Annotated in this window: 12 protein-coding genes, 1 pseudogene and 1 riboswitch; all 13 genes and pseudogenes read left to right on the top strand. The window is 59.0% G+C overall.

Features of this window, described 5'->3' with window-relative positions; translation table 11 throughout:
* Positions 1-365 precede the first annotated feature (365 nt).
* The 13 genes and pseudogenes from FFV09_RS23980 to purS all read left to right on the top strand — a co-directional run bounded on the left by FFV09_RS23980 (position 366) and on the right by purS (position 12,340).
* Complete coding sequence (locus FFV09_RS23980) at positions 366-2,255, top strand: right-handed parallel beta-helix repeat-containing protein (protein ID WP_246098346.1); 1,890 nt, start codon at positions 366-368, stop codon at positions 2,253-2,255.
* 294 nt (positions 2,256-2,549) lie between these two features.
* The gene (locus tag FFV09_RS14180) at positions 2,550-3,272 is read left to right on the top strand and encodes an RNA polymerase sigma factor (protein WP_141448429.1); all 723 of its coding nucleotides are present in this window, start codon (positions 2,550-2,552) and stop codon (positions 3,270-3,272) included.
* 73 nt (positions 3,273-3,345) lie between these two features.
* Positions 3,346-3,939, top strand: coding sequence for an ATP-dependent Clp protease proteolytic subunit (locus tag FFV09_RS14185; protein ID WP_141448430.1), 594 nt, complete (start codon positions 3,346-3,348; stop codon positions 3,937-3,939).
* Between the two features lie 172 nt (positions 3,940-4,111).
* Positions 4,112-5,323, top strand: coding sequence for a GNAT family N-acetyltransferase (locus tag FFV09_RS14190; RefSeq protein ID WP_141448431.1), 1,212 nt, complete (start codon positions 4,112-4,114; stop codon positions 5,321-5,323).
* A 400-nt stretch (positions 5,324-5,723) separates the two neighbouring features.
* The gene (locus tag FFV09_RS14195; RefSeq protein ID WP_141448432.1) at positions 5,724-5,933 is read left to right on the top strand and encodes a hypothetical protein; all 210 of its coding nucleotides are present in this window, start codon (positions 5,724-5,726) and stop codon (positions 5,931-5,933) included.
* Between the two features lie 14 nt (positions 5,934-5,947).
* Positions 5,948-6,094: pseudogene (locus FFV09_RS14200) on the top strand (response regulator); the annotation flags it as partial.
* 36 nt (positions 6,095-6,130) lie between these two features.
* A complete protein-coding gene (locus tag FFV09_RS14205) occupies positions 6,131-6,427 on the top strand; it encodes a DUF1294 domain-containing protein (RefSeq protein WP_141448433.1) in 297 nt (98 codons plus the stop codon).
* A 145-nt stretch (positions 6,428-6,572) separates the two neighbouring features.
* Positions 6,573-7,007, top strand: coding sequence for a universal stress protein (locus tag FFV09_RS14210; protein WP_141448434.1), 435 nt, complete (start codon positions 6,573-6,575; stop codon positions 7,005-7,007).
* A 317-nt stretch (positions 7,008-7,324) separates the two neighbouring features.
* A riboswitch (purine riboswitch) is annotated at positions 7,325-7,426 on the top strand.
* Between the two features lie 273 nt (positions 7,427-7,699).
* Positions 7,700-8,182, top strand: coding sequence for a 5-(carboxyamino)imidazole ribonucleotide mutase (gene purE / locus FFV09_RS14215; RefSeq protein ID WP_141448435.1), 483 nt, complete (start codon positions 7,700-7,702; stop codon positions 8,180-8,182).
* Positions 8,179-9,429 (top strand): 5-(carboxyamino)imidazole ribonucleotide synthase, encoded by a 1,251-nt coding sequence (gene purK / locus FFV09_RS14220; protein WP_246098347.1) that lies wholly within the window; start codon positions 8,179-8,181, stop codon positions 9,427-9,429. The genes purE and purK overlap by 4 nt, the downstream gene beginning before the upstream one ends.
* A 173-nt stretch (positions 9,430-9,602) precedes the next feature.
* Entirely contained in the window at positions 9,603-10,901 is a 1,299-nt protein-coding gene (gene purB, locus FFV09_RS14225) for an adenylosuccinate lyase (RefSeq protein WP_141448436.1), read from the top strand.
* 79 nt (positions 10,902-10,980) lie between these two features.
* Entirely contained in the window at positions 10,981-11,886 is a 906-nt protein-coding gene (locus FFV09_RS14230; RefSeq protein WP_141448437.1) for a phosphoribosylaminoimidazolesuccinocarboxamide synthase, read from the top strand.
* Between the two features lie 211 nt (positions 11,887-12,097).
* Complete coding sequence (purS, locus tag FFV09_RS14235; protein ID WP_141448438.1) at positions 12,098-12,340, top strand: phosphoribosylformylglycinamidine synthase subunit PurS; 243 nt, start codon at positions 12,098-12,100, stop codon at positions 12,338-12,340.
* The last annotated feature ends 2 nt before the right edge of the window (positions 12,341-12,342 follow it).

A 12,342-nucleotide genomic window follows, 5' to 3' on the forward strand; every position in this document is an offset into this window, starting at 1 on the left:
ATAAAAACATAATTTGGGAAAATAGAACCTGGGCTTTTAGCATGTACTGAGTAGGGGTTTTTTCCAAAAGTATGGGTCTTTTGATTCGATAAATGCCGCTGCTGTAACTTCTGGACAAGAGTCGTCGATATAAAGATTATAAACGCGCCGCCTCAGGACGAAAGTTGAATCCGACACTGAATATTCATGCATATTCAATCGGATCACGCGGCGTAAGCTATTTACCACACGACTCCCGGATTGCTCCAAGAGCAATCTTCAAGCAGGACACCGGTTTTGAGCCCAGGGGCGGAGGAGAAACCGGATTATCGATAACAGATCGCGTTCACTTTTCGGTTCTTAAACAACATTTGGAGGGATACATCTTGAAAAGAAACAAGATCATCACGGCGATTGTGGTACTGTCTTTGGGTTTGGGAAGCGGCATGGGTTCGTTGGGTCAAGCCAACGCCGCAGCTTCTGACACGTATAAAGCTTCCAAAGATTTCAGCTCGACGGCGCAAGGACAGAGAAGCTGGTCGTATCAACAAGGAGCAGCGGGTCCTTATTCGGAACTGGCTTACGACGCAAACAAAAAAGTATGGAGCGACGCTTCGGGCTTCCCGTGGATCGCGTCGAGCTCGCAGTATCCGGGCGAGACCGCGGATGCGGTACGTACATGGATCGCGCCAGGACCGGGAACGGTCGAAATTACGGGCATTGTCAAAAAGAGCGGCAATAAAGGCGACGGAATCGTAGCCAGCATCAAAAAGAATGATACGGTGCTCTGGAGCGCTGTGATCAAAACGAGAACGGGCGAGAAGCCGCAAAACGTAGACGCCATTCCGGTCGAAGCGGGAACGGCCCTCTATATGGTCGTTAACAAAAACGGAACGACCGAAGACGACGAGACGCTGTGGAATCCGAGCCTCTCCTTTACACCGGGAGCTTCGGCGCCGACGGTACCGACAACGCCGGCACCTACCGATCCCGCACCGACAACGCCGGTAACGGAACAACCGGCTCCGGTGCAGCCAACAACGCCAGCCCCAACAACACCAGCCCCAACAACGCCGGCGCCAACAACGCCGGTACCAACAACGCCGGCCCCAACAACGCCGGCCCCAACAACACCAGCGCCAACAACGCCGGCGCCAACAACACCGGCGCCAACAACACCGGCGCCAACAACGCCAGCGCCAACAACACCGGCGCCAACGACGCCAGCACCAACAACGCCGACGCCGGCTCCCGCAGCCAATCGTCTGTCGGTTACCGATTTCGGAGCGGTCGCGAATGACGGCAAAGACGATTACAACGCGTTTGCCGCAGCGGCCAAAGCAGCCAAAGATCAGAAAAAGACTCTGTACGTTCCGGCAGGCGAATTCACGCTGAGCCGTATCCTTACCCTCGACAGCATTCGTGTGGAAGGCGCGGGCAAAGAAGCGACCGTTCTCGTCTCCACGAATCCGGACGGCGGTTCGATCGACCTCAAAGGCGACGGCGTGCAGCTGCGCAGCCTCAAGCATGCTTATCAGACGACGATCGGCAGAGGAAACGGCGCGCACGACAAAAACAGCATCACGGTACGCGGCGCGAGCAACTTCGTGATCGATAACGTGTATGTCAGCAAATCGAGCACGGCGGGCATCATGATGGCTTACGGCTCGAACAACGGGATCGTATCCAATAATACGGTCGAGAACACGGGTGCGGACGGTATCCACATGACGACGGAAAGCCACCATATTACGGTCGAGAACAATACGGTCATGGGCGTAGGCGATGACGGCATCGCGATGGTCAGCTACGGCACGAGCCCCGTACCGGTCAACAACATCGTCGTACGCGGCAACAATATCGGGAACTTTTCCAAAGCGCGCGGTATCTCGGTCGTAGGCGGGGTCGACGTGTTGATCGAAAACAACAAAATAGCCGATACCATGATGGCCGGCCTCTACATTTCGGTCGAAGGATCTTACAACACGCTGAACGTGAACAACGTCAAAGTGGTCAACAACACGATTCGCCATACCGGCATTCAAGAACCGCAAAATCATCCGAACGTGCTCGTGTATGCTTCCCAGGGCACGATCGACAACGTCGAGTTCTACGGCAACACCATTACGGACGGCGCGCATCGCGGCATCGGCGTATGGGGCGGCGGCACGATCAAAAAAGTGAAGTTCGAGCGCAACACGTTGATCAACAAAAACGGCGCAGCTACCACTTTTGAAAAAGGAAATATCACTCTCGTGAACAACATCGGCTTCTGATTCTTATCCAATCTTCTCTCACAAAGATTCGATTTCGCGGGGACCAGCTGGAACTGGTTCCCGTTTTGTTATGCCGATATTCCTACATTCAAAGTTGGAAGCAGCGCCGTTGGGCGTAATCTGGATCTTGAATTCCGTTTGTTTCAAAAGCTCTATAAGATGTATAACCGCATTTAAAAAAGGTGAAACATCGATTGTAAAAAAAGTATAATATTTAAAAAAGGAGCGGAGAGTATCGTTTGGACACGGTTATTCGTTTAAGCTTATGAATCCGGCGGAAAGGAGGAGAGGCAGATGGAGAAGACGTTTGCGGCACTGATCCGGGAGCACGGCGCAGCGCTATCCGCGTACTGCCGTTTCCTGACGGGGTGCAAAAGCGAAAGCGAAGACCTGCTGCAGGAGACCTGGCTGAAAGCCTGGACGGCTTACGGCGCAAAAGAACGCACGTGGAATCGCGCTTATCTGCGCAGCATCGCGTATCATGCCTGGATCGACCGGGTGCGCAAAGTCCGTGAAGAGAGCGGGTACGAGGCGGACGAGGAAGCGACGACGTCCGAAGAAGATGATCCGCTGCGTCTATGGGCAGCAGCCGAACGGATCGTTCGCCTGCTGACGCCCGAGCAGCGCACGGTCTACCTGCTGATGGAGTATATGCGGTTTACCGCATCCGAGACGGCTGCCCTGCTGCGGACGACGGAAGGCGGGGTCAAAGCTTCCCTGCATCGCGCACGCAAAAAACTGGGCGCGCAGCACAGAGAACGAATCGAAGAGTGTTCCGGACTTCACGGCGAAGAGCGCGTACAACCCGAAGAGTCGACTGTGTTCGCCTATCTGGAAGCGATTCGGCTGCAGGACGTGCGGGCGCTGCTCGTTCTGCGAAACGGCGGAAGCGCGGAAGACGCCGCAATCGCTGTGCGCTGCGCCGGAAACGGCGGAGCGGGGCGTTCTGCCGCGGACGCCGAACGCCGAGTTCCGGCGGCTCCGGTCTCTTCCCTGGCACGCAGCAGGGCGGCCTGACGATTGGGCGGCCGCGGATTCCATACCGATAGACGCAGGGCGCGCAGGCGCTTTTACGAGGAGGAACAGGCCAATGAGCACTTTTATCCCTTATGTGGTGGAGCAGACGAGCCAGGGCGAACGATCCTACGATATTTATTCCAGGCTGCTCAAAGACCGGATTGTGTTTCTCGGGTCCGCTATCGACGACGCGGTGGCCAACAGTATCACGGCGCAGCTGCTGCTGCTCGAAGCGGAAGACCCGGACAAAGACATCTATTTGTATATCAACAGTCCCGGGGGCGTGACGACGTCGGGCTTTGCGATCTATGACGCGATGCGTCACATCAAGCCCGACGTGCATACGATCTGTACGGGCATGGCGGGTTCTTTTGCGGCGATTCTGCTGTTGGCGGGCACGCCGGGCAAACGCTGCGCGCTGCCCAACAGCGAGGTTATGATCCATCAGCCGCACGGCGGAGCGCAGGGGCAGGCAAGCGATATCGCGATCAGCGCCAAACGTATCGTCCGGACGCGCGAAAGATTGAACGCGATCGCCGCCGAGCATACGGGCCAGCCGCTCGACCGGATCGCCCGCGATATGGACCGGGATTACTTCATGTCCTCTGAGGAAGCGCTGGAGTACGGCATCATCGACCGGATTATCGATTCTCCGAGACGTCCCTGAATCAGGTGAACTTCAGAAACGATCAGGCCCTCCGCATATCGGAGCGGCCTTTTTTTGCATACGGAAAAAGGAAGAAGTCCAACGATCGACGGCGAGGCGCAGGACTTCGCGCGCGGATGGAGAAAAGAGATAAAGCCCGGCTTGCCTACACTTGAAAGGAGCGGATGCACGGATGGAGATCAGAAAATTGACCGAACGCGAATTTGACGCCAATATCGAACTGACGCAGTATGCTTTTTTGTATACGATAAGCGAGCAGCAGAAGGAGGAGCGCCGCAGCCGGTTCGGGGAAGAAACGGTTTGGGGCGTGTTCGAGGAAGGGGCGCTGTGCGCCAAGCTTGCGTTGATGCCGCTTGAAGTGTACGTGCACGGGGTCAAAATCAAAATGGGCGGGATCGGCGGAGTCGCCACCTGGCCCGAGAAACGCCGCCGCGGGATGGTGTCCGGACTGCTGCGCCGCGCGCTCGAAGAGATGAAAGCGGAAGGACAGCTGCTGTCTTACCTGCATCCGTTCTCGATCGCTTTTTACCGCAAATACGGGTGGGAGCTGTTTACCGACAATAAAAACTACACAATCCCTGTGGATAAGCTGCCTGCCCGCCAAAACGTACCCGGCCGCGTCGTACGCGAAGTGCGCGATATCGAGACGCTGCGGTCCGTGTACGATCAAGCGATCCGGCGCTACAACGGCCCGATGACGCGCAGCCGCGACTGGTGGGAGCAGCGGGTCATGAACGGTATTCCGTACACGGCCGTCTACTATAACGAAGCGGACGAACCGGAAGCTTACGTGCTGTACGCGATCGAAGACCGCAAATGGATCACCGAAGAAATTTTCTGGCTGAACGAGACGGCCCGGCAGGGACTGTGGGACTTTATTGTCAATCACGATTCCAAGTTAAAAGAAGTGCAGCTCAAGCTGCCCGTGGACGACCCGCTGTCGATGCTGCTGCCCGATCCGATGGTCAAACAGGAGATCGAGCCGTACTTCATGGCCCGGATCGTCGAAGCGGCGGCGTTTATCGAAGCGTATCCGTTCGCGCCTTCGGCCGATGCGGCGCACGGGTCCGTATTTGCGCTGCAAATCGAAGACCGCGACGCGCCGTGGAACGACGGCCGGTGGATCTGGAGTGTGTCGCCTGACGGAAGCGGCAAACTCGAACCTTTCCGCGCTTCCGGCGATCCGGAATTCCCGGCTGATCCGGCTCTCGCAGCCGTTCCGTCCGTTACCGTGACGATCGGCGTGCTCACTTCGATCTTGCTCGGATACCGCCGTCCTTCGGACCTGCAGCGCTTCGGCCTTCTGCGGACGACGGAAGCGGCCGCTGCCGCATTGGACGCGCTGATTCCTGTCCGCACGCCTTACCTCGCCGACTACTTCTGAACAGGTTACCCACAGTACTCGAATAACTTTGTGTAAAGAAGCTTTTTTTTGAAACGTTGTCCACATGTGTATAACTTTAGGACCGCAGCGGGTGTGCTGCGGTTTTTTGTGTTGGGTTAGTGGGGGAGAACGGCGGATTTCCGACCTGCGCTCCGCTTGGTTTCCTCCCCTTGTATCGTATAAAAGATTTAGAGGAAGGGGAGGAAATCCAAAATCGCTTCGGTTCGGAAATCCGCCGTTCTCTTCGGGGGGGGGTTCGAGTGTGTGTTCGTGACAACTGTCACCTTGAACGGATGACAGTCCATACTGATCGGGGTTTACTTTTCCGGATAAGATTAAGACATCCAGAACAAGCGGACAAAACAGACAGGTGGCCCGCATATAAACGGAGGCGGACAAGATGACACATCCCATAGTGAAGAAGGCGGCGATCGAAGTGAAGGGCGTCGTCAAAACGTTCAAAAGCAAAAAGGCGGTCGACGGCGTCGATTTTACGATCCAAGCGGGCACCGTTACTGCGCTGCTCGAAGGCACGCTCGAACTTGCGCCGCGTCCGGGCCGCGGCACGTCGCTCAGCGTCCGGATTCCGCTCGTCGTGCGCGAACAATAAAGAGGCACAGCGATATGATCCGTATTATAATAGCCGGGGACCAGCGTCTTCTGCGCGGCGCGATAGCTTCGCTGCTGGGGCTCGAACCCGATATCGAAGGGGTCGGGGAAGCCGGCGACGGTGAAGAAGCGCTGCGGCTGATCGACAGCCTGCGGGAAGAGAAAGGCTGGATTTAACAGGAAACGGGGAAATCAAACATGAACGTAACGATACCCGCGGCGGATCTTGCGCTTGCGGCGTGGCTGCTCGTGCTCAATCTGGTCGCTTACGCGGTCATGGCGTCGGATAAGCGCCGAGCCAAAAAACGCGCGCGGCGCATTCCGGAACGGACGCTGTTTGTATGGGCGGCCGTCGGGGGAGCGCTCGGGATCTGGCTGGCGATGGCGCAAAAACGGCACAAAACGCAGCATGCGTCGTTCCGCTTCGGCATCCCGGCGCTGCTGCTGTTGAACGTGCTTCTCTACGGAGGCGCGTTCTATCTGCTGCACCGGTAATGACCCGCGCGGCAGAAAAAGCAAGCAAGGACGTTTGAGCTTCCTTTTTAAAAGGGTAATAAAGAGTGTGAACGGACATTCGGCCGCCGGTCATCGGCTGGCCGGACGAAGTCCGAATCCGAAAGGAAGAAAGAGGTGCTTCATTATGCTGTTCTCCAAAGTTCTCGTGGCCTATGACGGTTCCAAAGCGTCCAACAAGGCGCTCGATCGCGCGGCCGCGCTCGTGAAAGCTTCGCCGGACGCCGTGCTGGAAGTGCTGCATATTTACGATTATCCGCGCTTTTTCGTCGGAGACGGAATCGCGCCGGTACCGGGCAGCGTCAACAAGGAGTTTTTCGATCTGGCGGAGCAGACCGTGGAAGAAGCTCGCCGCCGCCTCGCGGAAGCGGGCGTGGACGCGCGTATCGAGATGCGTCAGGGAGCGCCGGCCGTCCTGGTTCTCGAATACGCCAAAGAGCTGAACGCGGATCTGATCGTGATCGGCAGCCGCGGGCTCGGTGCGATTCGCGAGTTCGTGCTCGGAAGCGTCAGCCATAACGTCGTGCAGCAGGCCCAGGTTCCGGTGCTGGTCGTCAAGTAAAGCCGCGAATCTGTCGCGAAGATCGCTCTTCGTGCCTTCGGGATAAGAACGTGCAGAAAAGGTTCGGGAAACGCGCCGCGTTTTCCGGGCCTTTTTGCGCTGCGGAGGACGAACGTTGGAAGACCGATACCGGGTTCGAATTCATGAATTCGGCGCGATAAGAACGAAAGAAGACATTTTTGCCGATAATTTGCTGGGTAGAAGTGAAAAAGCGAACATTCGGATTTTACGTTTTTAAAATGTTCGGCTTTTATTTGACACGGGATGTACGAAATTGTTAAACTGGAACGGAAGCGAGGCGCGTGCAACCGCGTCTGTTGAAAGCAATTGAACCACACCGTATAAAGCCGGGGATAAGGCCCGGCAGTATCTACCCGGGAACCGTAAATCCCCGGACTACGGATCAAACGACTGTCCTTGCGGCGGCCCGGCGACAAGCCCGGTGCCTCTGTCGGGTTCCGGCGCCGCCGATCGGCCGCCGGCCGCCGCTCACGCTTTTCCCGGCCGAGAATCCGTTTGCCGCCTGCTTCCGCCGGCCGCGAAACGTGCATTTTCGTCTTTGCTCGTCCGAATGGGCGGGATAAGCCGGGCAGTCCCGTTTTTTCCGAGTCCGGTTTCCCGAGAGATCCTAGCGATTTTGCGGAAGTGCCGGACTTTTTCTTTTTTAAACTGATCGATATGGAGCGTGAATTATGTCTTTGCAGATAGCGGTCATCATGGGAAGCACGTCCGATTGGGAAACGATGCAGCACACTTGCCAGATCCTTGAGGAACTTCAAATTCCGTATGAGAAAAAAGTCGTCTCGGCTCATCGCACGCCGGACCTGATGTTCGAATACGCGCAGCAGGCGCGCGGGCGCGGCCTGAAGGTCATTATCGCCGGCGCGGGCGGCGCGGCGCATCTGCCGGGCATGGTCGCGGCCAAGACGCCGCTGCCGGTCATCGGCGTGCCGGTCCAGTCGGCCGCGCTGAAAGGCATGGATTCGTTGCTCTCGATCGTGCAGATGCCGGGCGGCATTCCGGTGGCGACGGTCGCGATCGGCAAGGCCGGCGCGATCAACGCCGGCCTGCTGGCGGCGCAGATCGTCGGCGCTTTCGACGACGCGGTCATGGACCGCGTCTCGGCCCGCCGCGCGAGAATCGAGCGCGAAGTGCTGGAAGCGGAGCTGCCATGACGGAAGGAACGAACGGCATGGGACACGGCGGAGCGGCGGAAGCCGGGCGGGAGGCCGGCCCGGTGGGCGCGGCTGCGGAGCGCGGCGCAAGCGGCCGCGCGCGCGTGATCGCGCCGGGCGCGACGATCGGCGTGCTGGGCGGCGGCCAGCTCGGCCGCATGATGGCGCTGGCCGGAGCGCCGCTCGGGTACCGCTTCATAGCGCTGGACCCGGCGCCGGACGGCCCCAGCGGCCAGGTGGCGGCGCAGATCGTCGCCGCTTATTCCGATCAGGAAGCGGCGGCGGAGCTCGCGCGGCGGACAGACGTGATCACGTACGAGTTCGAGAACGTGGACGCGGAAGTAGCCGCTCTGCTCGAAGAGCGGTCGTATGTGCCGCAGGGCAGCCGGCTGCTGTACACGACCCAGCACCGCCTGCGCGAGAAGGCGGCGCTGGAAGCGGCGGGGGCGACGGTTGCGCCTTACGCGGAGATCAAGAGCGAAGCGGATCTGGACGCGGCGGTGCAGCGTCTCGGCACGCCGTGCGTGCTCAAGACCGCAACCGGAGGCTACGACGGCAAAGGGCAGTACGTGATCCGCGGCCGCGGCGAAGTGACATCGGCCTACGCGGAACTGGCTGTCGCCGGCGCGGAGCTGGTGCTGGAACAGTTCATCGCGTTCCGGTGCGAGATCTCGGTCATCGCGGCGCGCAGTTCGCTCGGCGAGACGAGCACGTTCCCGCCGGCGGAAAACATTCACCGCGGCGGCATCCTGCACGCTTCGATCGTGCCGGCCCGGGTGCCGGCGGACGTGCTCGCCGAAGCGGAGCGGCTCGCCGCCCGCATCGCCGAATCGCTCGGCGCGGTCGGGCTGCTCGCGGTCGAGATGTTCTACGGCGAAGACGGCCGGCTGTACGTGAACGAAGTCGCGCCGCGGCCGCACAATTCCGGCCATTACACGATGGAAGCCTGCACGACGTCGCAGTTCGAGCAGCATGTGCGCGCGATCTGCGGGCTGCCGCTCGGAAGTCCCGAGCTGCGGACGCCGGTCGTCATGGTCAACGTCCTCGGCGAACATCTGGACGGCGTGACGAAGCTGATGCTGTCGCCGGGCAGCGTCGGCACGGAGAAGGTGCGGCCGAAGTTCCATCTCTACGGCAAGGCCGAAGCGAAGACCGGCCGCAAAATGGGACATATCAACCTGCTCTGCGGCGACACGGCCGACGGATTATCGTGGATCGACGAAGCCGGCATCTGGCCGGCCGGATAATGCTCTTCGGACTTTTTTTAACGCAAACGAACATCGACTCTGCGCATCCTTGCGGATTCGCCCTATATAATGGAAGAAGATCCGCGCGCGGCAGCGGCCGTGCTTGGGACAGGCGGCCGGATCGGAGAAACGCGGCGGAACTCAAACTTACCCCTTTGGAGGATATACCCCTTATGATCGAACGTTACAGCAGACCGGAAATGCGCAGCATCTGGAGCGAAGAGAACAAATTCAAAGCCTGGCTGGAAGTCGAAATTTGCGCCTGCGAAGCCTGGGTCGAACTCGGCGTCATTCCGCAGGAAGACGTCAAGTTGATCCGCGAGAACGCCACTTTCGATATCGACCGCATCTACGAGATCGAGCAGGAGACGCGCCACGACGTGATCGCGTTTACCCGCGCCGTCTCGGAAAGCCTCGGCGACGAGCGCAAATGGGTGCATTACGGCCTCACTTCGACGGACGTCGTCGATACGGCGCTCGGCTACCTGCTGCTGCAGGCCAACCAGATCCTTGAACGCGATATCCTGAATTTTATCGAAATTTTGAAAGATAAGGCGATCGCCTACAAGAGCACGCCGATGATGGGCCGCACGCACGGCGTGCATGCGGAACCGACCACGTTCGGTCTCAAAATGGCGCTGTGGCACGAAGAAATGAAGCGCAACCTGGAACGTTTCCGCCATGCCGCCGACGGCGTGCAGTACGGCAAAATGTCCGGCGCGGTCGGCACGTACGCCAACATCGACCCGCGCGTGGAAGAGATCGTCTGCGCCAAGCTCGGCACCAAAGCGGCCCCGATCTCGACCCAGACGCTTCAGCGCGACCGCCACGCCGAGTACATGGCTTCGCTCGCCCTGATCGCGACGTCGCTCGACAAGTTCGCGACGGAAGTGCGCGCGCTTCAGAAAAGCGAATTCCGCGAAGTCGAAGAAGCGTTCGCCAAAGGCCAAAAAGGCTCGTCGGCGATGCCGCACAAACGCAACCCGATCGGCAGCGAGAACATCTCCGGCTTGTCCCGCGTCATTCGCGGCCATATGCTGACGGCGTACGAGAACGTGGGCCTGTGGCACGAACGCGACATTTCGCACTCGTCCGCGGAACGCGTCATCCTGCCGGACGCGACGATGCTGCTCAACTACATGCTGAACCGGTTCGGCAATATCATCAAGAACCTGACCGTATTCCCGGACAACATGAAGCGCAATATGGAGCGCACGTACGGCGTGCCGTTCTCCGGCCGCATCCTGACCAAGCTGATCGACTCCGGCATGAGCCGCGAGCAGGCGTACGACACGGTCCAGCCGAGAGCGATGCAGGCGTGGGAAGAACAGCGCAGCTTCAAGGAGATCGTGCAGGCAAGTCCCGCAATTACGGACGTGCTGAGCGTAGACGAGATCGAAGACGCGTTCAACCCGGCCTGGCATCTGAAGCATGTCGATACGATTTTCGCCAAGCTCGGTCTGAACGAGTAGGTGTAGAAGGATCGCCGGAACCGGGCGAACAGAGCCGGGCCCGGCGTACCCATCCGTTTGTTAAGGGGGAAAAGCAATCATGTTCGTATCTTCGCAGGCTCTGTCCACCGCGGAACATCTGGTGGACGCGCCGCTGCTCTATAAAGGAAAAGTACGCGAACTGTACGATCTCGGCGAACATTACCTGATCGTCGTGACCGACCGGATCTCCGCGTTCGACTACGTGCTCGATCCGGCTATCCCGTTCAAAGGCGACGTGCTGAACAGCCTGAGCGCCTACTGGTTTCGCCAGACGGCCGACCTGCTTCCGAACCATGTCGTCCATACGGACGTGCTGAAGCTCGGCGCGGTCGCCAAAGATCCGCTGGCGCTGAAAAGCCGCATCATGGTGACCCGCAAAGCGGAGCGTATCGATATCGAATGCGTCGTGCGCGGGTACATTACCGGCGGCGGCTGGCGCCAGTATCAGGCGGACGGCCGTATCAACGGCATCCAACTGCCGGAAGGCCTGCGCAAAAACGACCGGCTGCCGGAACCGATCTTCACGCCGGCCGCCAAAAACGACGTCGGGCACGACGAAGACATTCCTTTTCACGAAATGGAAAAACTCGTCGGAGCCGAGCTCGCCGCCGAACTGCGGGAGAAAAGTCTCGCGCTGTACGATTTCGCCCGCAAACGCTGCACGGAAAAAGGCATCATCCTCGCCGACTGCAAGTTCGAGTTCGGCCTGGTCGACGGCCAGGTGATCCTGATCGACGAGATCTTCACGCCGGATTCTTCCCGCTTCTGGGCGGAAGACAAGTACAAGCTCGACGTCGAGATCGACAGCATGGACAAAGAGCCGGTACGCGCTTACCTGTCGAGCACCGATTGGGACAAGAACAGCGCGCCCGACCCGCTTCCGGCGTCCGTCGTCGAAGAGACGACGAAGCGCTACCTCGGCATCTACGAGCGCCTGACCGGCAAATCGCTGACAGGGCTGTAACTTAGAGCTTCAAAGTGTTCAAAATGATCCCATTCGCTTGGATCAGGCGGCGTCTGCCGGATTATGGGGCTCCGTCGTCCAAGCGTGTCCCGTCAGGGACGAAAGCGGCTCGCCGCGCCAATCCCCACCATTACACAGCCGACTTCCCGATCCCGCCGACGTTTTCGACAAGCCAACAGATTCGGGAAGGGCTTATTCCAGGAGGATATCCATGAAAGCCAAAGTCTACGTTACCATCAAGCAAAGCGTGCTCGACCCGCAGGGCGTTGCCGTTCAGGGCGCGCTGCACTCGCTCGGCTTCAACGAAGTGGAAAGCCTGCGCATCGGCAAGTATATGGAGATCGAACTCGGCGACGTTACCAAGGAAGAAGCCGAAGGACGCGTGAAATCGATGTGCGAGAAGCTGCTGGCCAACACGGTCGTCGAAGACTACCGCTACGAACTGGAGGGTTGATA

The organism is Saccharibacillus brassicae (assembly GCF_006542275.1).
In the GTDB taxonomy this organism is placed as follows: domain Bacteria; phylum Bacillota; class Bacilli; order Paenibacillales; family Paenibacillaceae; genus Saccharibacillus; species Saccharibacillus brassicae.

What these genes read in the sequence shown, in the direction of transcription:
- FFV09_RS14205 (WP_141448433.1), top strand. Translation starts at nt 6,131, where the DNA reads ATGAACGTAACGATACCCGCGGCGGATCTTGCGCTTGCGGCGTGGCTG.
- FFV09_RS14190 (WP_141448431.1), top strand. Translation starts at nt 4,112, where the DNA reads ATGGAGATCAGAAAATTGACCGAACGCGAATTTGACGCCAATATCGAA.
- purE (WP_141448435.1), top strand. Translation starts at nt 7,700, where the DNA reads ATGTCTTTGCAGATAGCGGTCATCATGGGAAGCACGTCCGATTGGGAA.
- FFV09_RS14180 (WP_141448429.1), top strand. Translation starts at nt 2,550, where the DNA reads ATGGAGAAGACGTTTGCGGCACTGATCCGGGAGCACGGCGCAGCGCTA.
- FFV09_RS14195 (WP_141448432.1), top strand. Translation starts at nt 5,724, where the DNA reads ATGACACATCCCATAGTGAAGAAGGCGGCGATCGAAGTGAAGGGCGTC.
- purS (WP_141448438.1), top strand. Translation starts at nt 12,098, where the DNA reads ATGAAAGCCAAAGTCTACGTTACCATCAAGCAAAGCGTGCTCGACCCG.
- FFV09_RS14230 (WP_141448437.1), top strand. Translation starts at nt 10,981, where the DNA reads ATGTTCGTATCTTCGCAGGCTCTGTCCACCGCGGAACATCTGGTGGAC.
- FFV09_RS14185 (WP_141448430.1), top strand. Translation starts at nt 3,346, where the DNA reads ATGAGCACTTTTATCCCTTATGTGGTGGAGCAGACGAGCCAGGGCGAA.
- purB (WP_141448436.1), top strand. Translation starts at nt 9,603, where the DNA reads ATGATCGAACGTTACAGCAGACCGGAAATGCGCAGCATCTGGAGCGAA.
- FFV09_RS14210 (WP_141448434.1), top strand. Translation starts at nt 6,573, where the DNA reads ATGCTGTTCTCCAAAGTTCTCGTGGCCTATGACGGTTCCAAAGCGTCC.
- purK (WP_246098347.1), top strand. Translation starts at nt 8,179, where the DNA reads ATGACGGAAGGAACGAACGGCATGGGACACGGCGGAGCGGCGGAAGCC.